Origin of the sequence: Streptomyces sp. NPDC048297 (assembly GCF_043201585.1) — a bacterium.
Lineage (GTDB): Bacteria > Actinomycetota > Actinomycetes > Streptomycetales > Streptomycetaceae > Streptomyces.
On the sequence record NZ_JBICZA010000013.1, the window covers coordinates 140,905 to 164,912 of the forward strand.

Genomic DNA, 24,008 nt, shown 5'->3' on the forward strand with positions numbered 1-24,008 from the left:
ACGCTAGCGCCCCTCAGGGGGCGCGGGTCTGTATCGATATGCGGCTCCGCCGCGCGGGCGCGCCCAGCCACGACGGCGCCGCACCCGAAACCGCACCCAAACAGGGCGCGTAGCGCCCTCCGAAGGGGCGCGGGGAACTGCGCGACCAACCACAACGCACCCGCACCGAAACACGGCGCCAGCCACCCGCACCCGAAACCGCGCCCCGCAGAACCGCTACGCGGCCTCGCCGAGCAGCCGCCCCAGATGCCCGCGGCCAGCGCCCAGCAGGGCCGGGAGCGGGGCCGCGGAGTCGTACCACCGCTTCTCGTACTCCCAGCACAGCCAGCCGTCCCACCCGTGACGGCACAGCACGTCCACGCACTCGGTGAGCGGGAGGACGCCCGCGCCGAGCGGGAGCGGGGTGGTGTCGTCGGCGGAGGCGATGTCCTTGACCTGGACGTAGCCGAGGTGGGGAGCGAGCGCGGCGTAACTCTCGTCGGGCTGCTCGCCGCCCAGCCAGGTGTGCATGACGTCCCACAGCGCGCCCACCTGCCGATGCCCGACCGGCCCGAGGACGCGGATCGCGTCGGCGCCGGTGCGGTGCGAGTCGTGGGTCTCCAGCAGGATCCGGACGCCGAGCGCGGAGGCGTCCTCGGCCGCGGTTCCCAGCCGGCGGGCGGCGAGGGCGTCGGACTCCGTACGGGGACGGTCCGGGTCGGCTCCGGGGAAGACCCGGATGAAGGGGGCGCCCAGGTCGTGTGCCAGCTGGAGGAGGCCGCGGATCTCGTCGAGGACGGGGGCGTCGTCGCCGGGCGCGGCGACCCGCGCGTATCCGGCGAGGCCCAGCACCTCCACCCCTTCCGCCTTGAACAGCGCGGCCGTCTCGGCGCGCTCGGCGGGGGAGAGGCCGGTGTGCACCGGCTCCTCGGGATGCGTGCGGAGTTCGACGCCGTGGTAACCGTGCTCGTTCGCGAGCGCGAGAACCCCGGGTACGGACATGCCGGGGACACCGAGAGTGGAGAACGCCAGCTTCATGGCTTCGGACCCTACTCGCCGCAGGCCCGCTCCACCCGCGCCCCACCCGAAACAGTCACCCGAGCCGGCCGCACAGGACACCCACCCAGACCGACCACCCACCCAGACCGACCACCCACCCAGACCACCCATACCACCCAGACCGACCACCCAGGCCGCCCCCGGCAAGCCACCCCCCGCATGCCCCCCCCTCACACCACCCGCGGCACCCCCGTCGACCCCCGCACCATCAGCTCCCCCCGCACCGTGGCGATCCCCCCGGGCGGAGCCTCCTCGCGGTTCATGGCGATGCGGCCCGCCCTGGCGCCGGCCTCGGCGAGGGGCAGCCGGACGGTCGTGAGGGCGGGTACCGCGTCGATGCTGAAGGGGAGGTCGTCGAAGCCGGCGACCGAGACGTCCTCGGGGATGCGCAGGCCGGCGTCGCGCAGGGCGGCGCACGCGCCGAGGGCGATGGTGTCGTTGGCGGCGACGACGGCGCTCAGGCCGGGGTCGCGGCGCAGGAGTTCGACGGTGGCCTCGTAACCGGAGCGGCGGTCGTAGCGGCCGTAGACCGTCCAGCCGGGGTCCTCCGCGATGCCGGCGGCCTCCAGCGCGGCGCGATGGCCCTCCAGCCGGTGACGGGTGGTCGTGCGGTCCCGCGGGCCGGCGACGTAGCCGAGCCTGCGGTGGCCGAGGCCGATCAGGTGCTCGGTCAGCTCCCGTGCCCCGCCCCGGTTGTCGAAGGTCAGGGCGACGGCCTCGGTGCCGGCAGCCTGCGGGCGCCCGCACAGCACGACCCGTGTCCCCGCCTCCGCCAGCTTGCGCAGTTTCGCCGCGACCTTCGCCGCGTGCGGCGCGTCGTCCACGGCCCCGCCGGTCAGCACCACGGCCGCGGCCCGCTGCCGCTGGAGCAGGGTGAGGTAGGTCAGCTCGCGCTCGGGGGAGCCGCCCGTGTTGCAGACGACGGCCAGGCGCTCGCCGCCCGCCCGGCCGCCCGGCCCCCCGATCTCGGACTGGATGGCGCCGGCCATGATCCCGAAGAAGGGGTCGGCGATGTCGTTGACGAGGATGCCGACGAGGTCGGAGGTGGCCGCGGCGAGAGAGCTCGCGGGTCCGTTGAGGACGTAGTCCAGCTCGTCCACCGCCCGCAGCACCCGCTCGCGTGTGGAGGCGGCCACCGGGTAGTTGCCGTTCAGCACGCGCGACACCGTCGCGGGGGAGACCTGGGCGCGGGCCGCCACGTCCGCCAGGGTCACCGTCATCTCGTCGTCCTCCGGTCGCGCGCATCGGGCCGCGCGTGTCGTTCTCGTCGTTCTGGTGTCGTACGTCCTCGACCCGTACGCCCTCGCCCCGCACGTCCTCGTACGTCGCCGGACGTCGGTACGTCGCCGTCCGTCCTCGTAAGACAGGGCGCACGCGGCCTCGGTTCCCTACGGTGTCGAGCCGACTTTAGGGCCAACCAACCGGTTTGTTCGCCCCTTCGCCCAACGTGACCGGTGATCCGCAATACGGCTCGAAGCCGCGCAGACCTTGTCGGGGCCACGAGGAAGAGGCTAGCTTCACAGGGATAGAAAGCGCTTGCTACGCGATTGCCGCGCGCTTGCCGCACAAGTGACGGGAGAGGACCCACGTGACACGCAAGACGGTGCGTATCGCCATGAACGGCGTGACCGGACGCATGGGCTATCGCCAGCACCTCGTCCGGTCGATCCTCGCCCTGCGCGAGCAGGGCGGCCTCGGCCTCGGCGACGGCACCGTGCTGTGGCCCGAACCGGTCCTGGTCGGCCGCCGCGAGCACGCCCTGCGGGAGCGGGCCGCCCGGCACGGCCTTGAGCACTGGTCGACGGACGTCGACGCCGTCCTCGCCGACGACAGCGTCGACATCTACTTCGACGCCCAGGTGACGTCCGCCCGCGAGGAGGCGATCAGGAAGGCGATCGCCGCCGGGAAGCACGTCTACACCGAGAAGCCCACCGCCACCGGCCTCGACGGCGCCCTCGAACTCGCCCGCCTGGCACGGGAGAAGGGCGTCCGGAACGGCGTCGTCCAGGACAAGATCTTCCTGCCCGGCCTCCTCAAGCTGAAGCGGCTCGTCGACGGCGGCTTCTTCGGCCGGATCCTGTCCGTGCGCGGCGAGTTCGGCTACTGGGTCTTCGAGGGCGACTGGCAGGAGGCCCAGCGCCCTTCCTGGAACTACCGTGCCGAGGACGGCGGCGGCATCGTCGTCGACATGTTCCCGCACTGGGAGTACGTGCTCCACGAACTCTTCGGCCGCGTGACCTCCGTCCAGGCCCTGGCCACCACCCACGTCCCCCAGCGCTGGGACGAGAACGGCAAGCCCTACGACGCCACCGCCGACGACGCCGCCTACGGCATCTTCGAACTCGACGGCGGCGCGATCGCCCAGATCAACTCCTCCTGGACGGTCCGGGTCAACCGCGACGAACTCGTCGAGTTCCAGGTGGACGGCACCGAGGGATCCGCCGTCGCCGGGCTGCGCCGGTGCCGTGCCCAGCACCGCTCGGCCACCCCCAAGCCCGTCTGGAACCCGGACGTCCCCGCCCCCGAGGTCTTCCGCGACCAGTGGCAGGAGGTCCCGGACAACACCGGGTTCGACAACGGCTTCAAGGCCCAGTGGGAGCTGTTCCTCAGGCACGTGTACGCCGGCGCCCCCTACCGCTGGGACCTGCTGGCCGGCGCCCGCGGCGTCCAGCTCGCCGAACTGGGCCTGAGGTCCTCGGCCGAGGGCCGCCGCGTCGAGGTACCGGAGATCTCCCTGTGACCATCCGACTGCCCGACGCCCAGGGCGACGTGAGGACGTACGAGCCCCGCACCGAGCCCCTCGGCCTCGCCCCGGGCACCCCCTTCACCTCCCGTACGGTCTTCTCCGCGGCGCACGTCGTCGCCGACCCCCGCGCGGACACGAACCCCGACGCGCCCGCCGCCGTCGACTGGGACGCCACCCTCGCCTTCCGCCGCCACCTGTGGTCGCACGGGCTCGGCGTCGCCGAGGCGATGGACACCGCCCAGCGCGGGGTGGGCATGGACTGGGCGGGCGCCGCCGAACTGATCCGCCGGTCCGCGGCGGAGGCGCGCGGCGAGGGCGGCCGTATCGCCTGCGGCGTCGGCACCGACCAGATCGCCGCGGGCACGCTCGCCGAGGTGAGAGCGGCCTACGAGGAGCAGCTCGCGCTCGTCGAGGAGACGGGCGCGCAGGCGATCCTGATGGCGTCCAGGGCGCTCGCCGCCGCCGCGTCGGGCCCCGAGGACTACCTGGAGGTCTACGGCCACCTCCTGCGCCAGGCCGCCGAGCCGGTGATCCTGCACTGGCTGGGCCCGATGTTCGACCCGGCGCTCGCGGGCCACTGGGGCTCGTCCGACCTGGACGCGGCGACGGACACCTTCCTGGAGGTCGTCGCCGCCCACCCCGACAAGGTCGACGGCATCAAGGTCTCCCTGCTGGACGCCGGGCGCGAGATCGGCCTGCGCCGCAGGCTCCCGGAGGGCGTCCGCTGCTACACGGGCGACGACTTCCACTACCCCGAGCTGATCGCGGGCGACGAACAGGGCTTCAGTCACGCCCTGCTCGGCATCTTCGACCCCCTGGGACCGCTGGCCGCCGAGGCGGTACGGGTCCTGGACACGGGGGACACCGGAGGATTCCGCCGGCTGCTGAACCCCACGGTCGAACTGTCCCGCCACCTCTTCCAGGCCCCGACCCGCTTCTACAAGACGGGAGTCGTCCTCCTCGCCTGGCTCGCGGGCCACCAGTCCCACTTCACGATGGTCGGAGGCCTCCAGTCGGCCCGCTCCCTGCCCCACCTCGCCCGCGCCTACGAACTCGCCGACGGCCTGGGCCTGTTCCCGGACCCCAGACTCGCCGAGGAACGGATGAAGAACCTGCTCGCCCTGTACGGGGTCGTCCAGTGAGTCGCCGAGTGAATCGTCCAGTGACCGGTCTCGAACGCTTCTCGATCAACCAGATGACGGTCAAACAGCTGTCGCTGCCCGAACTGGCCGACGCCTGCGGCCGGTCGGGAGTCGGCAGCGTCGGCCTGTGGCGGGAACCCGTGCGGGCGTACGGGGTCGAGGCCGCCGCCAGGCTCGTACGCGACGCCGGTCTCACGGTGAGCACCCTGTGCCGGGGCGGCTTCCTCACGGCGGGCGACCCGGTCGAGCGGGCCGAGGCGCTCGGCGACAACCACGCGGCCGTCGAGGAGGCCGCCGCGCTCGGCGCCGAGGTACTGGTCCTGGTGTCCGGCGGCCTGCCCGCCGGCTCCAAGGACCTGCGCGGCGCCCGCGAACGCGTCGCCGACGCCCTGTCCGTCCTCGGCCCCTACGCCGAGCGGCACGGGGTGAGACTGGCCATCGAGCCCCTCCACCCCATGTACGCCTCCGACCGCTGCGTGGTCTCCACCCTCGCCCAGGCCCTCGACCTCGCCGAACGCTTCCCCGCGCACCAGGTCGGGGTGGCCGTGGACACGTATCACGTCTGGTGGGACGACCGGGCCCCGGCCGAGATCGCCCGCGCGGGCGCGGCCGGCCGCATCCACACCTTCCAGCTGGCCGACTGGACCACCCCCCTGCCCGCGGGCGTCCTCGACGGCCGCGGCCAGATCGGGGACGGCTCGATCGACATGCGGGAGTGGAAGGGGTATGTGGAGGCGGCCGGCTACCACGGGCCGATGGAGGTCGAACTGTTCAACGAGGGGCTGTGGGCCCGCGACGGCCGTGAGGTCCTGGCGGAGACGACGGAGAGGTTCCTGAGGCACGTGGTGCGCTGAGACCTCCGTGCGGTGACACCTCCGTGCGGTGACCCACTGTCACACCCCGCCTGTACCGTCGGAGCATGGCTCAAGAGGTGGGGACGCGGACCGGCGAGCGGCAGCTCGCCGTCCTCGAAGGCGTGCTGGAACGGATCACGTACGCCAACGAGGAGAACGGGTACACGGTCGCCCGGGTCGACACCGGCCGCGGCGCCGGCGACCTCCTCACCGTCGTCGGCGCGCTGCTCGGCGCCCAGGCCGGGGAGTCGCTGCGCATGGAGGGCCGCTGGGGCTCGCACCCCCAGTACGGCAAGCAGTTCCACGTCGAGAACTACACGACCGTCCTGCCCGCCACCGTCCAGGGCATCCGGCGCTACCTGGGATCCGGCCTGGTCAAGGGCATCGGGCCGGTCTTCGCCGACCGCATCACGCAGCACTTCGGGGTGGACACCCTCAAGATCATCGAGGAGGAGCCGAAGCGGCTCATCGAGGTGCCGGGGCTCGGGCCCAAGCGGACGAAGAAGATCGCCGACGCCTGGGAGGAGCAGAAGGCGATCAAGGAGGTCATGCTCTTCCTCCAGACCGTCGAGGTGTCCACCTCGATCGCCGTCCGGATCTACAAGAAGTACGGCGACGCGTCGATCTCCGTCGTCAAGGACCACCCCTACCGCCTGGCCGCCGACGTCTGGGGCATCGGCTTCCTCACCGCCGACAAGATCGCCCAGTCCGTCGGCATACCGCACGACAGCCCGGAGCGGGTCAAGGCGGGTCTGCAGTACGCGCTGTCCCAGTCCGCCGACCAGGGCCACTGCTTCCTCCCCGAGGAGCGGCTGATCGCCGACGCGGTCAAACTCCTCCAGGTCGACACCGGCCTCGTCATCGAGTGCCTCGCCGAGCTGGCCGGGCCGGGGGAGGACGGCGAGGAACCGGGCGTCGTACGGGAGAAGGTGCCCGGCCCCGAGGGCGACGACGAGCCCGTGACCGCCGTCTACCTCGTCCCGTTCCACCGCGCCGAGCTATCCCTCTCCGCCCAGCTGCTGCGCCTGCTGCGCACCGACGAGGACCGGATGCCGGGCTTTCGGGACGTGGCCTGGGACAAGGCACTGGGCTGGCTGAAGTCCCGCACCGGCGCCGATCTCGCCCCCGAGCAGGAGGCCGCCGTACGCCTCGCGCTGACCGAGAAGGTCGCCGTGCTCACCGGCGGCCCCGGCTGCGGCAAGTCCTTCACGGTCCGCTCGATCGTGGAGCTGGCCCGCGCCAGAGCGGCCAAGGTGCTGCTCGCCGCGCCGACCGGGCGGGCCGCCAAGCGGCTGGCCGAGCTGACCGGCGCCGAGGCCTCCACCGTGCACCGGCTGCTGGAGCTGAAGCCCGGAGGTGACGCGGCCTACGACAGGGACCGCCCGCTCGACGCCGACCTGGTGGTCGTGGACGAGGCGTCCATGCTCGACCTGCTCCTCGCGAACAAGCTGGTCAAGGCCGTGCCCCCGGGCGCGCACCTCCTCTTCGTCGGGGACGTCGACCAGTTGCCCAGCGTCGGTGCCGGCGAGGTGCTGCGCGATCTGCTGGCCGACGGCGGCCCGATCCCCGCCGTCCGGCTCACCCGCGTCTTCCGGCAGGCCCAGCAGTCCGGCGTGGTCACCAACGCGCACCGCATCAACGCCGGGCAGCACCCGCTCACCGACGGCATGAAGGACTTCTTCCTGTTCGTGGAGGACGACACCGAGGAGGCCGGCCGGCTCACCGTGGACGTGGCCGCGCGGCGCATTCCGGCCAAGTTCGGGCTCGACCCGCGCCGGGACGTGCAGGTGCTCGCGCCCATGCACCGAGGCCCGGCCGGTGCCGGCGCCCTCAACGGCCTGCTCCAGCAGGCCGTCACGCCCGGCCGCCCCGATCTGCCGGAGAAGCGGTTCGGCGGCCGGGTCTTCCGCGTCGGCGACAAGGTCACCCAGATCCGCAACAACTACGAGAAGGGGGAGAACGGCGTCTTCAACGGCACGGTGGGCGTCGTCACCTCCCTCGATCCGGTCGAGCAGCGGCTCACGGTGGTCACCGACGAGGACGAGGAGGTGCCGTACGACTTCGACGAACTGGACGAACTGGCCCATGCCTACGCGGTGACGATCCACCGCTCGCAGGGAAGTGAATATCCCGCGGTCGTGATCCCCGTCACCACCGGAGCGTGGATGATGCTCCAGCGGAACCTTCTGTACACGGCGGTGACGCGGGCGAAACGACTGGTCGTCCTCGTCGGTTCACGCAAGGCGATCGGGCAGGCGGTGCGCACGGTGTCGGCCGGACGGCGGTGCACGGCCCTGGACTTCAGGCTCGCCGGCCGCTGACCTCGGCCGTCGCCCCCGGTAGCGAAAAATGATCGATCAAATGAGTCGTGAAGGTCACAGAGCCCTTCCGGTTGCCCCTTGGAGGGGGCAGGATGAGGAGGTTGGCGGCACTGAGTGCCGCCATTAGGCCCAATGGTCGACCCCGAGTGCACTCTCCTGAGCCAAATGGGGGATGGTAGAGACAGTCAGGGCACCTCGAAGATGAGGCACTACGTCGGTGAGGGAAGACGTGAGCGACAACTCTGTAGTACTGCGGTACGGCGACGGCGAGTACACCTACCCGGTGGCCGACAGCACCGTCGGCGACAAGGGCTTCGACATCGGGAAGCTCCGCGCCCAGACCGGCCTGGTGACACTGGACAGCGGGTACGGGAACACGGCCGCCTATAAATCCGCGATCACCTACCTCGATGGCGAGGCGGGCATCCTCCGGTACCGCGGCTACCCCATCGAGCAGCTGGCGGAGCGCTCCACCTTCCTCGAGGTGGCCTACCTGCTGATCAACGGCGAGCTGCCGACCGTCGACGAACTGACGACGTTCAAGGGCGAGATCACGCGGCACACCCTGCTGCACGAGGACGTCAAGAACTTCTACAAGGGCTTCCCGCGCGACGCCCACCCGATGGCCATGCTGTCCTCGGTGGTCTCGGCGCTGTCCACCTTCTACCAGGACAGCCACAACCCCTTCGACGAGCGCCAGCGCGACCTCTCCACGATCCGCCTGCTCGCCAAGCTTCCGACGATCGCCGCGTACGCGTACAAGAAGTCGATCGGCCACCCGTTCGTCTACCCGCGCAACGACCTCGGCTACGTCGAGAACTTCCTGCGCATGACGTTCTCGGTGCCGGCGCAGGAGTACGACCTCGACCCGGTCGTCGTCTCCGCGCTGGACAAGCTGCTGATCCTGCACGCCGACCACGAGCAGAACTGCTCGACCTCCACGGTCCGCCTGGTCGGCTCCTCGCAGGCGAACATGTTCGCCTCGATCTCGGCCGGCATCAGCGCCCTGTGGGGCCCCCTGCACGGTGGCGCCAACCAGTCGGTGCTGGAGATGCTCGAAGGCATCCAGGCCGACGGCGGCGACGTCGACTCCTTCATCCGCAAGGTGAAGAACAAGGAGGACGGCGTCCGTCTGATGGGCTTCGGCCACCGGGTCTACAAGAGCTTCGACCCGCGCGCCAAGATCATCAAGGCCGCCGCGCACGACGTCCTCTCCGCGCTCGGCAAGTCCGACGAGCTGCTGGACATCGCGCTGAAGCTGGAGGAGCACGCGCTCTCCGACGACTACTTCGTCTCGCGCAACCTCTACCCGAACGTCGACTTCTACACCGGTCTGATCTACCGGGCCATGGGCTTCCCGACCGAGATGTTCACGGTCCTGTTCGCCCTCGGCCGGCTGCCGGGCTGGATCGCCCAGTGGACCGAGATGATCAAGGAGCCCGGCTCCCGCATCGGGCGCCCGCGTCAGATCTACACGGGCGTCGTGGAGCGCGACTTCGTGCCGGTCGAGGGCCGCTGACGCCTGCGGCGTCCGTCGGTGAGGCGCGTCCACCGCGGCGGCGAGTGAGCCGAGGGGGCGCGCCGGTGTCGAGGGTGCGTGCGTGCGGAGGCCCGAGGGGCTGAGCGCGGTCGCGGTCTCGGCACCGCCACGCGGCGGCAGCCGCACATCCGGCACGGCGGCGCCCCGGTGGCGAACCGAGCCGCGGAAGAGCGGCAGCCGCAAACAGGCGGCCGAGCCGCGGAAGAGCGGCAGCCGCAAACAGGCGGCCGAGCCGCACACGGCGGCCGAGCCGTGAAAAAGCGGCAGAGCCGCACAAGGCAGCCGACCGCCGACAAGCGGCATAGCCGTAAAAAGGCAGCAGAAGGCGCCCTGACGCCAGTCCCCCCACGGGCCGACGACCAGGGCGCCTTCCCATGTCCCGGTACGGATTCCCCCCACGGGATCCGGCCGGGCGCTCGGAGAGGACAGCGCCTGAATTCGCTGTCTGAGCACGACGGGACGAGCCCGCCGTGCTCCAGTGATGCTGCGATCTGCCGGGACAACGCACGCTGGGAGGGCCGCTCAAAGCTTCCCGGTGTACGTGCCCCGGCAACGCATCTCTGAGGAAGTCCCCCAAGACGACCTCAGACGCCAGTCAGCGCCCCCCAAGACGCTGTGCTGACATCGCCAACTTAGACCTTCGGAGCCCTTCGATGGTTACGTTCACATCACTGTGATCTGCGTCTCTTGCATATGTCCTTTACGTGCGCAAGAGCCCCGATACCGCGATCAGGGCTCAAGCGTAAGGAAGATGCGCGAGCCTTGTGAAGAGCTTATGTGAGGCTCCCGTCCGACTCTAGAGGGACTCTTACTTCGTCTGGGTCGAACCCCCCGGTAACCTTGGGCGACTTCAGCGGAAGCGCCGCAGTCGCAGGCTGTTGGTCACCACGAACACCGACGAGAAGGCCATCGCCGCGCCCGCGATCATCGGGTTCAGCAGGCCCGCCGCGGCCAGCGGCAGCGCCGCCACGTTGTAGCCGAACGCCCACACCAGGTTGCCCTTGATGGTGGCGAGGGTGCGCCGGGAGAGCCGGATGGCGTCCGCGGCCACCCTCAGGTCCCCGCGCACCAGCGTCAGGTCGCCGGCCTCGATCGCCGCGTCGGTGCCGGTGCCCATGGCCAGGCCCAGATCGGCGGTGGCGAGCGCGGCAGCGTCGTTCACGCCGTCGCCGACCATCGCCACCGTGCGCCCCTCGCGCTGCAGCCGTCGTACGACGTCCACCTTGTCCTCGGGGAGCACCTCGGCGATCACCTCGTCGATGCCTACGGCCCGTGCGACCGTCTCGGCGACGGTCCGGTTGTCCCCGGTCAGCAGCACCGGCGTGAGCCCCAGCGCGCGCAGCTCGCGCACGGCCTCGGCGCTGGTCTCCTTGACCGCGTCGGCGACCGTGAGGACCCCGCGGGCCCTGCCGTCCCAGCCGACCACGACCGCGGTACGGCCCTCCTGTTCGGCCCGGGAGCGGGCCGCGGCCAGTTCCTCGGGCAGGGTGTCGTAGAGCCGCCCGGCGGCCACCTCGCGGCCCTCCACGCGCCCGCGCACGCCCCGCCCGGGGACGTTCTCGAAGTGCTCTACGGGCGGCAGTGCCCACCCGTCGCCCACCACCGCCCTTGCCGGAGAGCGCTGCGCGCTCGCCCCTTCCAAGCGTTCCTCGGCGCCCGCGGCGATCGCGCGGGCGATCGGGTGCTCGGAGGCGTGCTCCAGGGCGCCGGCGAGGCGCAGCACCTCCCGCAGGTCCTCGCCGCCGGCGACGTGGACGTCCTGGAGGGTCATCCGGCCGGTGGTGACGGTGCCGGTCTTGTCGAGGACGACGGTGTCGACACGGCGCGTGGACTCCAGCACCTCGGGACCCTTGATCAGGATGCCGAGCTGGGCGCCCCGGCCGGTGCCGACCATGAGCGCGGTCGGAGTGGCGAGGCCCAGCGCGCAGGGGCAGGCGATGATCAGGACGGCGACGGCGGCGGTGAACGCGGCGACCGCGTCACCGCTCACGCCCAGCCAGGCGCCGAACGTGGCAGCCGCGAGGAGGATGACGACGGGGACGAAGACGGCGGAGACGCGGTCGGCGAGCCGCTGCACCTCGGCCTTGCCGTTCTGCGCGTCCTCCACGAGCTTCGCCATCCGGGCGAGCTGCGTGTCGGTGCCGACCCGGGTCGCCTCGACCACCAGCCGGCCGCCGGCGTTCACGGTCGCGCCGGTGACCCGGTCGCCGGGGGCGACGTCCACCGGTACCGACTCGCCGGTCAGCATGGACGCGTCCACCGCGGAGGTGCCCTCGATCACGGTCCCGTCGGTGGCGATCTTCTCTCCGGGCCGTACGACGAACCGGTCGCCGACCGCCAGCGAGGCCACCGGCACCCGCACCTCGCGCCCCGCGCGCAGCACGGTGACGTCCTTGGCGCCCAGTTCCATCAGCGCCTTCAGGGCGGCCCCCGCGCGGCGCTTGGAGCGGGCCTCCAGATAGCGGCCGAGCAGGATCAGCGTGACGACTCCGGCGGCGACCTCCAGGTAGATCGTGGAGGCGCCGTCCGCGCGGGAGGCGATGAGGTCGAAGCCGTGCCGCATGCCGGGCATGCCCGCGTCACCGAAGAACAGGGCCCACAGCGACCAGCCGAACGCGGCCAGCGTGCCGACCGAGACCAGCGTGTCCATCGTGGCGGCGCCGTGCCGGGCGTTGGTCCAGGCGGCCCGGTGGAAGGGCAGCCCGCCCCAGACGACCACCGGAGCGGCGAGCGTCAGCGAGAGCCACTGCCAGTTGTCGAACTGCAGCGCCGGGACCATCGCCAGCAGCACCACGGGGGCGGAGAGCAGGACCGAGACGAGCAGACGGTGCCGCAGGGCGGCCAGTTCCGGGTCGGGCGCGGACGTCTGCGCGCCGTCCTCGGCCGGTGCCACGGGTTGCGGCGGCGCGGGCTCCTCGGCGGTGTAGCCGGTCGTCACCACGGTGGCGATCAGGTCGGCGACCTGGAGGCCCTCGGGGTAGCTGACCTTCGCCTTCTCCGTCGCGTAGTTCACGGTGGCGCTCACGCCGTCCATGCGGTTGAGCTTCTTCTCCACGCGGGCCGCGCAGGAGGCGCAGGTCATGCCGCCGATGAGCAGCTCGACCTCGGATATGCGGCCGGCCGCCGCCGTCGCCTCGGCAGCTGCCTCCGGGGCGGTCCCGGGTGCTGTGGTGGTGCTGGTCATGTCCGGACTCCAGACATCGGACCGGGCCCTGCGGATTCCAGTATGAGCTGGTCGGCGTGGCCCGGTCGGGGAAAGGTGTGCGGGCCCGCGCGAAGGCGGGCCCGGTCGTGCGGCTTCGGTGCTCAGGCCTTGCCGGTCAGTTCGTAGCCCGCCTCGTCGACGGCGGCGCGGACGGCCTCGTCGTCGAGCGGGGCGGCGGAGACGACGGTCACCTCGCCGGTCGACGCGACGGCCTTCACCGAGCTGACACCGGGGATCTGTGAGATCTCGGCACTGACGGAACCCTCGCAGTGGCCGCAGCTCATGCCGCTCACCTGGTAGACGGCGGTGACGGAGCCCGGGGCGTCGGTCTGGGTGCTCATGTCGTTCTCCTCGTCGAGGCGTAAGGGGCGAAAGATTCCACGGTGGAACCCCACGCTCCCGACACTATACCCCTAGGGGGTATTACGCCAAGAGGTGTCCCGGTGTGCCAGCGACCGTGTCCAGCCGATGCCGAGCACGGCGACGATCATCAGGCCGCCGACCGAGAAGAGCGTGAAGAGATGTTCCTGCAGCACGCTGGGCCGGGTGAGGTACCCCTGCGCGAACAGCTCCGCCGCCGCGCCCGGCTCGGTCAGCCGGGTCACCAGCCACAGCGCGATGCCGTGCGTGGAGTCCCACAGGGCGTGCAGCAGGGCGACGCCGACACCGGCGGCGAGCACCGGCGGCGGGAAGCGGAAGCGCCCGCTCGGCCGGCGGTGGGACAGCAGGACACAGCCCGTGATCGCCGTCCACAGGCCGTGCCCGAAGGGGGTGAGCAGCCCCCGCAGGAACTCCGTCTCCAGCAGGGCCCGCAGATCGACGCCGTCGACGGTCACGGCCGCGTCGAAGGCGTACCCGGCGCTCTCCAGCGCGGCGAAGCCGAGGCCGACGGCCGCACCCAGCACCAGCCCGGCCCGCCTGCCGCGGATGGCCGGCTGCCGGCGCAGCACGAACACCAGCGCGCCGGCCTTGGCCGCCTCCTCCACCAGTCCGACGCCGACGAACACGCCGGGGGAGGGGCGCAGCAGGTACGACTCCATCACCGAGGCGCCGAGCACGCCGAGCGTGCCGCCGGTCAGGAAGCAGCCGAGGATCGCGCTGACGCCCAGGTCGCGGCCGTGTCGCTCGTACGCCCACAGGACGAAGACGACGGGGACGAGGAAGCTGCCCAGCAGGATCAGGGTCGGCACCAGCGTGGTGCTCGCCGTCGCGTACGTCACCAGCGCGGTCAGCGCCCACAGGGCGAGCCCGCCGCCCAGGCAGCGGCGCCACAGGCCCGCGCCGATGCGCGGGTACGGCGGCGCAGGCTGCTGCGGGCCCGGGATGCGGGCCCTGGGTGCGCCGGGCGGCGGGGAGTGGGTCACGTCGGGTCCCCCTCGACTCGTCGGACTCCTGGTGGGCGATTCATCCCGCACCCTATGCAGATACACCCTTTGTCGCAGTCCGGCGCACGCCGCGGGGCCCGTCTGGCGCACCCCGTGGGGCCGGGCGTTTCCGAGCCGCTCACCCGTCCCGCGGGCGCCGGTCTCTTCTGGGAAGCTGGGGATCATGAGAGCTGTGGTGTTCGAGCGGTACGGGAAGCCCGCCGAGGTGCGGGAGGTGCCCGACCCGGGGCCCGCCGGGCACGGGGTCGTGGTCAGGGTCGAGGCGACCGGGCTGTGCCGCAGCGACTGGCACGGCTGGATGGGCCACGACCCGGACATCACCCTCCCGCACGTGCCCGGACACGAACTCGCCGGTGTCGTCGAGGCGGTGGGCGACCGGGTGAGCGGATGGCGGCCCGGCGACCGGGTCACCGTGCCCTTCATCTGCGCCTGCGGCAGCTGCCCGTCCTGCGCGGCCGGCGACCAGCAGGTGTGCGAGCGCCAGACCCAGCCCGGCTTCCACCACTGGGGTTCCTTCGCCGAGTTCGTCGCCCTGGACCACGCCGACGTGAACCTCGTCGCGATCCCGGACGAGATGGCCTACGCCACCGCCGCCGCCCTCGGCTGCCGCTTCGCCACCGCCTTCCGCGCGGTGGTGCGGCAGGGCCGGGTCGCGGCGGGGGAGTGGGTCGCGGTGCACGGCTGCGGCGGGGTCGGACTGTCGGCCGTGATGATCGCGGCGGCCTCCGGGGCCCGGGTGGTCGCCGTCGACGTGTCGCCCCGGGCTCTGGAACTGGCCCGGACCTTCGGCGCCGCGCAGTGCCTGGACGCCAGCGGTGTGCCCGACACCGCGGCGGCCGTCCGCGAACTGACCGGCGGTGGCGCCCACCTCTCGCTCGACGCCCTCGGCTCGCCCGTCACCTGCGCGGCCTCCGTCGGCTCCCTGCGCCGCCGCGGCCGGCACGTCCAGGTGGGCCTGCTGCCCTCGCCCGACGGCACCACCCCCGTCCCGATGGCCCGCGCCATCGCCCTGGAACTCGAACTCCTCGGCAGCCACGGCATGGCCGCCCACGCCTATCCGGGCATGCTGGAACTGGTCGGCTCCGGGGCCCTGCGCCCCGACCTCCTCGTGACGCGGACGATCACGCTCGACGCCGCCCCGGCGGCCCTCGCCGCGATGGGTACGGCACCGGGCGCCGGGGTCACGGTCATCGAGCCGTGGAGCTGAGGGCACCCCACTCCCGGTCCAGCATCGACATGATCACCTCGTCCGCCCACTCACCGTCCCGCCGCGACACCTCGCGCCGTACGCCCTCGACCACGAACCCGGCCTTCTCGTAGACCCGCCGGGCCCGCGCGTTGTGGCCGTAGACCTGCAACTCGACGCGGTGCAAGCCGAGTTGCTCGAAGCCGTATCCGACGATCAGCCGGGTCGCCTCGGTACCGACGCCCCGGCCCCGGCCGCGCGGCCCGATCAGAGTGCGGAAGACGCAGCTGCGGGCCTCCCGGTCGACCTCGTACAGGACGACCTCACCGAGGAGTTCACCGGTCGCGGGATCGGTGACGGCGAGGTCCAGCCGGTCGGGTCCGGCGGTGCGCTCGGCGTAGTGGACGCGCACCCGCTCCGGGGTGAGGTCGGTGTCCGGCTCGTAGGTGAAGCGGACGACCTCGGGGTCGCCGATGATCTCCCACATCGGCTCGGCGTCGGCCGCGGTGAAGGGGCGCAGCACCGTCCGCTCGCCGGTCAGAACGGGTTTGACGGAGAAGTCCATGGTCGCCATGGACAGCACTGTGCCCCACGCGGACGGTGGGGCACAGGTGGTTTTCCGCGGCCGGAAGCGGAAGCGCCGGCGTTCGGGCGTTCCGGCGTTTCGGCGTTCAGTCGTCCCTGCGGCCGCGGTTGCCCGGCCGGGAGGCGACCCAGGCACGGACGGTGTCCGCGTACCAGTAGGGCTTTCCTCTCTCCACGTGGTCGGGCGGCGGCAGCAAACCGTGCTTGCGGTAGGACCGTACGGTGTCGGGCTGCACCCGGATGTGCGCCGCGATCTCCTTGTAGGACCAGAGCCTGCGGTCGGTCATGCGCTGCACCTCCCTGCAGCGCCGCGGGGGCGGCCGGGAACGGCCGTCGGGGGAGCCGGGCGCTGCGCTGGCGATCACCAAGCCTGTGCCCGGTGAAACGACACAGAGTGACCGCAGGACTACAGCTGTCGAGCGGATGTGACACAGAGGCCGCGTACGCGTGACATCTGTGACAAGAGAGTCACTTTTGTGACACCCCTGCCGAAAGGCACCCCTACGCCCCGCACGAGCGGAGAAACGCCCGGGTCCGCCGGGCGATCGGCAGCGGAGCGTCCGGCTCACAGGGGTACATGTCCTGCTCGACGATCCCGAACAGATCGACTCCCAGACGCTGAGCCGCCTCCAGTACCGGCCCCAGCTCCGGCACGCCGGATGGCGGCTCGCACATCACGCCCTGGGCGACGGCCGGGCCGAACGGCGTGCCCTTGGCGCGCACGTCGGCCAGGATCTCCGGGTCCACCTGCTTGAGGTGCAGATAGCCGATCCGCTCGCCGTAGGTCTCGATCAGCTTCACGCTGTCCCCGCCGCAGTAGGCGTAGTGCCCGGTGTCCAGGCACAGCGACACCAGGTCGGGGTCGGTGCCGTCCAGGAAGCGGGTGACGTTCTCCTCGCTGTCGATGTGGGTGTCGGCGTGCGGGTGGACGACGATCGTCAGGCCGTACCGCTCCCGCACCTCCCGCCCGAGCCGCTCGGTCAGCGAGGTGAGGTCGCGCCACTGCCCGGCGGTCAGTCCGGACGGCTCCAGCACCCGGCCCGTCTTGTCGTCCCGCCAGAAGGAGGGGATCACGACCAGGTGGCGGGCGCCCGTCGCGCGGGTGAGGGCGGCGATGGCCGAGATGTGCGCCCAGGTCTCGTCCCAGACGGCGCTGCCGTGGTGCAGGCCGGTGAAGACCGTGCCGGCCGACACCTTCAGGCCGCGCCGCGCGGTCTCCTCGGTGAGCACGGCCGGGTCGGTCGGCAGATAGCCGTAAGGGCCCAGCTCGATCCACTCGTAGCCGCAGTCCGCCACCTCGTCGAGGAAGCGCTGCCAGGGGACCTGCCGGGGGTCGTCGGGGAACCACACGCCCCAGGAGTCGGGCGCCGATCCGATCCGGATACGGGAGAGTGAGGAGGGTGACAACGAGGTCATGGCGGTCAGCGTGCGGCGCCCCGGAAAGCGGTGTCAAGGTCTCGTCCGAATGTCCGGACAAAATATTGACAGGGGTCCGCGGGCAGGACTAGAACTCCGGGGAGGGCCGCGCGCCCCGAGGGGCGAACCGGACAGCGCAGAAGGGAAGCCGATGGCGTACGACCTGATCACCATGGGGCGGATCGGAGTTGACCTCTATCCGCTGCAGACGGGGGTCCCGCTCGCCCGGGTGACGTCCTTCGGCAAGTTCCTCGGCGGGTCGGCGACGAACGTCGCGGTCGCCGCGGCCCGGCTCGGCCGGAACACCGCCGTGATCACCCGTACGGGCGATGACCCGTTCGGCGTCTATCTGCACGAGGCCCTGAGCGGCTTCGGCGTCGACGACCGCTGGGTCACCCCGGTCCCCGGCCTGCCCACGCCGGTCACCTTCTGCGAGATCTTCCCGCCGGACGACTTCCCGCTCTACTTCTACCGGCAGCCCAAGGCGCCCGACCTGGAGATCGACGCCGCCGAGCTGGACCTGGACGCCGTCCGGGACGCCCGTGTCTTCTGGGTCACCGGCACCGGCCTGAGCGAGGAGCCGAGCCGTACGGCGACCCTCGCCGCCCTCGCCCACCGCGCCAGGTCCGGCACCACGGTCTTCGACCTCGACTGGCGCCCCATGTTCTGGACCGGCGACGCCCCCCGCCCCGGCGACGACAGTGGCTCCCGCCCCGGCGACGGCAGCGGCTTCCGGCGCGGCGACGGCAGCGGCTTCCGGCGCGGGACCGACCGCGCCCGCCCCCTCTACGCCGAGGCCCTGCGCCACGCCACCGTGGCCGTCGGCAACCTGGACGAGGTGGAGGTCGCCACCGGGATCCGCGAACCCCACGCCGCCGCCCGCGCCCTCCTCGACGCCGGGGTGGAACTCGCCGTCGTCAAGCAGGGGCCCAAGGGCGTCCTCGCCGTGAACAGCGCGGGCGAGTCCGCCGAGGTCCCGCCGCTCCCGGTCAAGGTCCTCAACGGACTCGGCGCCGGCGACGCCTTCGGCGGCTCCCTCTGCCACGGCCTGCTGTCCGGCTGGGACCTGGAGACGATCATGCGGTACGCGAACGCGGCGGGCGCCATCGTCGCCTCCCGCCTGGAGTGCTCCTCCGCGATGCCCACCCCCGACGAGGTGGCCGCCGCGCTCGACGCCGGAGCGGTGCTGTGAGGGCGGGGCGCGTGGCGGGCACGCACACCGAGGGCGGCGACGCCGGCCGGCGCTCCCGCGTGGACGTCACCGAGCTGGTCCGGATCCGCACCCGGCACCCCGAAGCCGTCGCCGAGGCCGCCACGCGCCGCGCCCGGCGCCCGCTGCTCGACGAGAGGGGCCGGCTGCTGATCGTCGCCGCCGACCACCCGGCCCGCGGCGCGCTCGGCGTCGGCGACCGGGGGCTCGCCATGGCCAACCGCGCCGACCTGCTGGAACGGCTGTGCCTCGCGCTGTCGCGGCCCGGCGTCGACGGCGTCCTCGCCACCGCCGACATCCTCGACGACCTGCTCCTGCTCGGCGCCCTCGACCACAAGGTCGTCATGGGCTCCATGAACCGCGGCGGCCTGCAAGGGGCGCGCTTCGAACTGGACGACCGCTTCACCGGCCACCGCCCCGAGGACATCCAGCGGCTCGGCTTCGACGCGGGCAAGCTGCTGCTGCGCATCGACTACGACGACCCGGGCTCCCTGACCACCCTGGAGTCCACCGCCCGCGCCATCGACGACATGGCCGCGCGCCGGCTGCCCGTCTTCGTGGAGCCGTTCATCAGCCACCGCACCGCCGACGGGGGCCTGCGCAACGACCTGTCGGCCGACGCGGTCACCCGGTCCATCGCCATCGCCTCCGGCCTCGGCGGCTCCTCGGCCTACACCTGGCTGAAGGTGCCCGTCACCGAGAACCCCGACGACATGGCCCAGGTCATGGAGACCTCCACGCTGCCCGCCGTGCTGCTCGGCGGTGACATCGGCGACTCCCCCGGGGAACAGGCCGCCGCCTACGAGAAGTGGCGCGGCGCGCTCCGACTCCCCACCGTGCGCGGCCTGGTGGTCGGCCGCTCGCTGCTGTACCCGGCGGACGGCGACGTGGCCGCCGCCGTGGACACCGCCGCAGGACTGCTGTGAGGGCCGCATGACCAGCACCGATCCGTACCTGCCGCAGGGCTCCACCGCGAACGCCCGGTACGCCGTCGACATCGACCCCGAGTTGGCCGGCTGGACATACTGCGGCCTGCGCGTCGTCGAGCTGGTGCCCGGCGGCAGCCATACGTTCACCACCGGGGACAGTGAATGGATCGTCCTTCCGCTGGAAGGCGGATGTACCGTACAAACTGAGGGAAGCGAGTTCCAACTCCTGGGCAGGGAAAGCGTGTTCGCGGGGGTCTCCGACTTCGCGTACGCACCCCGGGACGCCCGGGTCCAGATCGCCTCCGGCGCGGGAGGCCGCTTCGCCCTGGCAGGAGCGAAGTGCGAGCGACGACTCCCCGCCCGCTACGGCCCCGCGCCGGAGGTCCCCGTCGAACAGCGCGGCAGCGGCACCTGCGCCCGCCAGGTGCGGGGCTTCGCCGCGGCCGACGCCTTCGACTGCGACAGGCTCATCGCCGTCGAGGTCGTCACCCCCGGCGGCAACTGGTCCTCGTACCCGCCGCACAAGCACGACGAGCACCGGCCGGGCGAGGAGTCCGAGCTGGAGGAGATCTACCACTTCGAGATCGAGGGCCCGCACGGGCTCGGCTACCAGCGGGTGTCCCCCTCGCGGGAGGGCGGCACCGACGTCCTCGCCGAGGTCCGCTCCGGCGACACCGTGCTCGTCCCCGACGGCTGGCACGGCCCCTCCATCGCCCAGCCCGGACACGACATGTACTACCTGAACGTCATGGCTGGCCCGGGGGAGACCCGGGAGTGGCGGATCCGCTTCCACCCCGATCACGTCGAAAGCGCGGAGAGGTACTCATGACGACCTCGACGACGAGGCTCACCGTCGCACAGGCGCTCGTCCGCTTCCTCGCCGCCCAGTACACGGAACGCGACGGCGTACGGCAGCGGCTGATCGGCGCCACCTGGGGCATCTTCGGGCACGGCAACGTGGCCGGGCTCGGCCAGGCGCTGGTCGAGTACGGCGACCTGATGCCGTATCACCAGGGCCGCAACGAACAGGCCATGGTGCACGCGGCCGTCGGCCACGCCCGCCAGTCCCACCGCCTGTCCACGCACGCCGTGACGACCTCCATCGGCCCCGGCGCGACCAACCTCGTCACCGGCGCCGCCCTCGCGACCGTCAACCACCTCCCGGTCCTGCTGCTGCCCGGCGACGTCTTCGCCACCCGCCCCGCCGACCCGGTCCTCCAGCAGCTGGAGGTGCCCTACGCCGGCGACATCTCGGTCAACGACACCCTGCGCCCGGTCTCCCGCTACTTCGACCGGATCACCCGCCCGGAAGCCCTGATCCCCGCCGCCCTCCAGGCCATGCGGGTCCTCACCGACCCGGTGGAGACCGGCGCGGTGACCCTCGCCCTGCCGCAGGACGTGCAGGCCGAGGCGTACGACTGGCCCGAGGAGTTCTTCGCCGGGCGCGTGTGGACCGTACGCAGGCCGGGCGCGGACCCCGCGGAACTGGCCGAGGCCGTCCGGGCGGTCAGGGCCGCGCGCCGGCCGCTGGTCGTCGCGGGCGGCGGGGTCCACCACAGCCGCGCCGAGGAGGCCCTCGCCGAGTTCGCCCGCGCCACCGGGATCCCCGTCGCCTCCACCCAGGCCGGCAAGGGCTCCCTGCGCCACGACCATCCGCAGGACGTCGGCGGCATCGGCCACACCGGCACCGCGACCGCCGACGAGCTGGCCCGCACCGCGGACCTGGTGATCGGGGTGGGCACCCGCTACACCGACTTCACCACCGCCTCCGGCACCCTCTTCGGGAACCCGGACGTCCGCTTCCTCAACCTCAACATCGCGCCCTTCGACGGCCACAAACTGGCCGGCCTCCCGCTGGTCGCCGACGCCCGCAGCGCCCTGGGCGAGCTGACCGAGGCGCTGGTGATGCACGGGCACCGGGTCGCCGACACGTACGTCACCGGGTACACCGAGGGCAAGGAGCGCTGGGAGCGGCGCGTCGACGCCGCCTACGAGGCGCTCGACGGCGGCGCACGGCCGACCCAGCCGCAGGTCGTCGGCGCCCTCGACGCCCTGGTGGACGAGTCCGACATCATCGTCAACGCGGCCGGCTCGCTCCCCGGCGACCTGCACAAACTGTGGCGGACCCGGTCCGCCGACCAGTACCACCTGGAGTACGGCTACTCCTGCATGGGCTACGAGATCCCCGCCGCGATCGGCGTGAAGCTCGCCGCGCCCGAGCGGAACGTGTGGGCGCTGGTCGGCGACGGCACGTACCTGATGATGCCGACGGAGATCGTGACCGCCGTCCAGGAGGGCGTCGCCATCAAGGTCCTGCTGGTGCAGAACCACGGGTACGCCTCGATCGGCGGACTGTCGGAGTCGGTGGGCGGCGAGCGGTTCGGCACCGCCTACCGCTACCCCGCCGCCGACGGCACCCTCACCGGCGCCCCGCTGCCCGTCGACCTCGCCGCCAACGCGGCCAGCCTCGGCATGCGGGTGCTGCGCGCGGCGACCGTGGACGAACTGCGCGCGGCGCTCGCCGAGGCGCGCGCCGCCACGACTCCCACATGTGTCTACGTGGAGACCGAAACGTCCGACACTGTGTCGGGCGCGCCCGTCGCGCAGGCCTGGTGGGATGTTCCTGTGGCCGAGACCGCGACCCGACCGTCGGCGGTCAAGGCCCGTGAGCTGTACGAACGGCACGTCTCGACCCGACGCCGCCATCTGTAGTTAAGGAGTCTCAGGGCATGACGAAGATCGTCAACCACTGGATCGGCGGCAAGGCCGTCGACGGCGCGTCGGGCACGTACGGGCCGGTCACGGACCCGGCGACCGGCGCGGTCACCACCAAGGTCGCGTTCGCGTCGGCCGACGAGGTGGACGCGGCCGTCGCCGCGGCCAAGGACGCCTACCTGACCTGGGGCCAGTCCTCGCTGGCCCAGCGCACGACCATCCTGTTCAAGTTCCGCGCGCTGCTCGACGCCCACCGCGACGAGATCGCCGAGCTGATCACCGCCGAGCACGGCAAGGTGCACTCCGACGCGCTCGGCGAGGTCGCGCGCGGCCTGGAGATCGTCGACCTGGCCTGCGGCATCAACGTCCAGCTGAAGGGCGAGCTGTCCACGCAGGTCGCGAACCGCGTCGACGTGGCGTCCATCCGCCAGCCGCTCGGTGTGGTCGCCGGCATCACGCCGTTCAACTTCCCGGCGATGGTCCCGATGTGGATGTTCCCGATCGCCATCGCGACCGGCAACACCTTCGTCCTGAAGCCGTCCGAGAAGGACCCGTCGGCGGCGATGAGGATCGCCGAGCTGCTCGCCGAGGCCGGCCTGCCCGACGGCGTCTTCAACGTGGTCCACGGCGACAAGGTGGCCGTCGACCGCCTCCTGGAGCACCCGGACGTCAAGGCCGTCTCCTTCGTCGGCTCGACCCCGATCGCGCGCTACATCCACACCACCGCCTCCGCGCACGGCAAGCGCGTGCAGGCCCTCGGCGGCGCCAAGAACCACATGCTGGTCCTGCCGGACGCCGACCTGGACGCCGCCGCCGACGCCGCCGTCTCGGCCGCCTACGGCTCCGCGGGCGAGCGCTGCATGGCCATCTCCGCGGTCGTCGCGGTCGGCGCCATCGGCGACGAGCTGGTGGAGAAGATCCGCGAGCGCGCCGAGAAGATCAAGATCGGCCCCGGCAACGACCCGACGTCCGAGATGGGCCCGCTCATCACGAAGGTCCACCGCGACAAGGTGGCCTCCTACGTCGAGGGCGCGGCGGCCGAGGGCTGCGAGGTCGTCCTGGACGGCACCGGCTACACGGTCGAGGGCTTCGAGGACGGCCACTGGGTCGGCATCTCCCTGCTCGACAAGGTGCCGACCAGCGCGAAGGCCTACCAGGACGAGATCTTCGGCCCGGTGCTGTGCGTCCTGCGCGTCGACACGTACGAGGAGGGTGTCGCCCTCATCAACGCCTCGCCGTTCGGCAACGGCACCGCGATCTTCACCCGGGACGGCGGCGCCGCCCGCCGCTTCCAGCTGGAGATCGAGGCCGGCATGGTCGGCGTGAACGTGCCGATCCCGGTGCCCGTGGGCTACCACTCCTTCGGTGGCTGGAAGGACTCGCTCTTCGGCGACCACCACATCTACGGCAACGACGGCACGCACTTCTACACCCGCGGCAAGGTCGTCACCACCCGCTGGCCCGACCCGTCCGAGGCCCCCGCGGGCGTGGACCTCGGCTTCCCGCGCAACCACTGACGGTGATCTGAGCCTCACCCACCGTCCTTGTCAGGCCGTTCGGATTCCGGACGGCCTGACATTTTTTTGACGCCTTACCTTCGGTTCTCGTTTCGGCGGGATGAAACGGGTGACGAAGGGGTTACCGCTAGATGACCTTTGAAAACAAGGTCACATCTGGTACGGGCTTGATGGATGCACCAATAGGGCTTCATGGCCTGGGAAAGTTATGTGACGTAG

19 protein-coding genes are annotated in these 24,008 nt (G+C 72.0%); 11 read left to right on the top strand and 8 right to left on the bottom strand.

Going from position 1 to position 24,008, the window contains the following annotated elements; genetic code table 11:
• Positions 1-216: 216 nt before the first annotated feature.
• Together ACGFYV_RS16965 and ACGFYV_RS16970 are read right to left on the bottom strand one after the other, a co-directional pair.
• On the bottom strand, positions 217-1,017 hold the full coding sequence (locus ACGFYV_RS16965) for a sugar phosphate isomerase/epimerase family protein (RefSeq protein WP_393879149.1): 801 nt from the start codon (positions 1,015-1,017) through the stop codon (positions 217-219).
• A 191-nt stretch (positions 1,018-1,208) separates the two neighbouring features.
• Positions 1,209-2,258, bottom strand: coding sequence for a LacI family DNA-binding transcriptional regulator (locus ACGFYV_RS16970; RefSeq protein ID WP_393879150.1), 1,050 nt, complete (start codon positions 2,256-2,258; stop codon positions 1,209-1,211).
• Positions 2,259-2,626: 368 nt separating this feature from the next.
• Here ACGFYV_RS16970 and ACGFYV_RS16975 point away from each other — a divergent pair, with 368 nt between their 5' ends.
• The 5 genes from ACGFYV_RS16975 to ACGFYV_RS16995 all read left to right on the top strand — a co-directional run bounded on the left by ACGFYV_RS16975 (position 2,627) and on the right by ACGFYV_RS16995 (position 9,620).
• Complete coding sequence (locus ACGFYV_RS16975) at positions 2,627-3,778, top strand: Gfo/Idh/MocA family protein (protein WP_393879151.1); 1,152 nt, start codon at positions 2,627-2,629, stop codon at positions 3,776-3,778.
• Positions 3,775-4,926, top strand: a complete 1,152-nt coding sequence (locus ACGFYV_RS16980) for a dihydrodipicolinate synthase family protein (protein WP_393879152.1) — start codon at positions 3,775-3,777, stop codon at positions 4,924-4,926. Before ACGFYV_RS16975 ends, ACGFYV_RS16980 begins: the two co-directional genes overlap by 4 nt.
• Before the next feature lie 53 nt (positions 4,927-4,979).
• Positions 4,980-5,780, top strand: coding sequence for a sugar phosphate isomerase/epimerase family protein (locus tag ACGFYV_RS16985; RefSeq protein ID WP_393879229.1), 801 nt, complete (start codon positions 4,980-4,982; stop codon positions 5,778-5,780).
• Positions 5,781-5,845: 65 nt separating this feature from the next.
• Positions 5,846-8,101, top strand: coding sequence for an ATP-dependent RecD-like DNA helicase (locus ACGFYV_RS16990; protein ID WP_393879153.1), 2,256 nt, complete (start codon positions 5,846-5,848; stop codon positions 8,099-8,101).
• 229 nt (positions 8,102-8,330) lie between these two features.
• Complete coding sequence (locus ACGFYV_RS16995; RefSeq protein WP_393879154.1) at positions 8,331-9,620, top strand: citrate synthase; 1,290 nt, start codon at positions 8,331-8,333, stop codon at positions 9,618-9,620.
• Positions 9,621-10,491: 871 nt separating this feature from the next.
• On the opposite strand, the gene ACGFYV_RS17000 is transcribed toward ACGFYV_RS16995, so the two are convergent.
• The 3 genes from ACGFYV_RS17000 to ACGFYV_RS17010 form a co-directional block, all read right to left on the bottom strand.
• Positions 10,492-12,825: a heavy metal translocating P-type ATPase gene (locus tag ACGFYV_RS17000; protein ID WP_393879155.1), complete on the bottom strand. Its 2,334-nt coding sequence runs from the start codon at positions 12,823-12,825 to the stop codon at positions 10,492-10,494.
• 122 nt (positions 12,826-12,947) lie between these two features.
• Entirely contained in the window at positions 12,948-13,187 is a 240-nt protein-coding gene (locus ACGFYV_RS17005; RefSeq protein ID WP_393879156.1) for a heavy-metal-associated domain-containing protein, read from the bottom strand.
• 72 nt (positions 13,188-13,259) lie between these two features.
• Positions 13,260-14,210, bottom strand: coding sequence for a PrsW family intramembrane metalloprotease (locus ACGFYV_RS17010; RefSeq protein ID WP_393879157.1), 951 nt, complete (start codon positions 14,208-14,210; stop codon positions 13,260-13,262).
• Positions 14,211-14,394: 184 nt separating this feature from the next.
• On the opposite strand from ACGFYV_RS17010, the gene ACGFYV_RS17015 reads away from it, so the two are divergent.
• Positions 14,395-15,438: a zinc-dependent alcohol dehydrogenase family protein gene (locus ACGFYV_RS17015; RefSeq protein WP_393879158.1), complete on the top strand. Its 1,044-nt coding sequence runs from the start codon at positions 14,395-14,397 to the stop codon at positions 15,436-15,438.
• Here the strand turns inward: ACGFYV_RS17015 and ACGFYV_RS17020 are convergent.
• The 3 genes from ACGFYV_RS17020 to ACGFYV_RS17030 form a co-directional block, all read right to left on the bottom strand.
• Positions 15,419-15,991, bottom strand: a complete 573-nt coding sequence (locus tag ACGFYV_RS17020) for a GNAT family N-acetyltransferase (protein ID WP_393879159.1) — start codon at positions 15,989-15,991, stop codon at positions 15,419-15,421. The two genes, ACGFYV_RS17015 and ACGFYV_RS17020, sit on opposite strands and share 20 nt — an antisense overlap.
• Positions 15,992-16,088: 97 nt before the next feature.
• The gene (locus tag ACGFYV_RS17025; RefSeq protein ID WP_393879160.1) at positions 16,089-16,289 is read right to left on the bottom strand and encodes a helix-turn-helix transcriptional regulator; all 201 of its coding nucleotides are present in this window, start codon (positions 16,287-16,289) and stop codon (positions 16,089-16,091) included.
• Between the two features lie 214 nt (positions 16,290-16,503).
• On the bottom strand, positions 16,504-17,418 hold the full coding sequence (locus tag ACGFYV_RS17030) for a sugar phosphate isomerase/epimerase family protein (protein WP_393879161.1): 915 nt from the start codon (positions 17,416-17,418) through the stop codon (positions 16,504-16,506).
• A gap of 151 nt (positions 17,419-17,569) precedes the next feature.
• On the opposite strand from ACGFYV_RS17030, the gene iolC reads away from it, so the two are divergent.
• From iolC to mmsA, 5 genes are read left to right on the top strand one after another with little or no spacing between them, the layout of a single operon-like run.
• Complete coding sequence (gene iolC / locus ACGFYV_RS17035) at positions 17,570-18,610, top strand: 5-dehydro-2-deoxygluconokinase (protein WP_393879162.1); 1,041 nt, start codon at positions 17,570-17,572, stop codon at positions 18,608-18,610.
• 11 nt (positions 18,611-18,621) lie between these two features.
• Complete coding sequence (locus ACGFYV_RS17040) at positions 18,622-19,554, top strand: deoxyribose-phosphate aldolase (protein WP_393879163.1); 933 nt, start codon at positions 18,622-18,624, stop codon at positions 19,552-19,554.
• A gap of 7 nt (positions 19,555-19,561) precedes the next feature.
• The gene (iolB, locus tag ACGFYV_RS17045; protein ID WP_393879164.1) at positions 19,562-20,386 is read left to right on the top strand and encodes a 5-deoxy-glucuronate isomerase; all 825 of its coding nucleotides are present in this window, start codon (positions 19,562-19,564) and stop codon (positions 20,384-20,386) included.
• A complete protein-coding gene (gene iolD, locus ACGFYV_RS17050; RefSeq protein WP_393879165.1) occupies positions 20,383-22,269 on the top strand; it encodes a 3D-(3,5/4)-trihydroxycyclohexane-1,2-dione acylhydrolase (decyclizing) in 1,887 nt (628 codons plus the stop codon). The genes iolB and iolD overlap by 4 nt, the downstream gene beginning before the upstream one ends.
• A 17-nt stretch (positions 22,270-22,286) precedes the next feature.
• Positions 22,287-23,789 carry a CoA-acylating methylmalonate-semialdehyde dehydrogenase gene (mmsA, locus tag ACGFYV_RS17055; protein ID WP_393879166.1) on the top strand — a complete coding sequence of 501 codons (1,503 nt, stop codon included), beginning with the start codon at positions 22,287-22,289 and terminating at the stop codon, positions 23,787-23,789.
• The last annotated feature ends 219 nt before the right edge of the window (positions 23,790-24,008 follow it).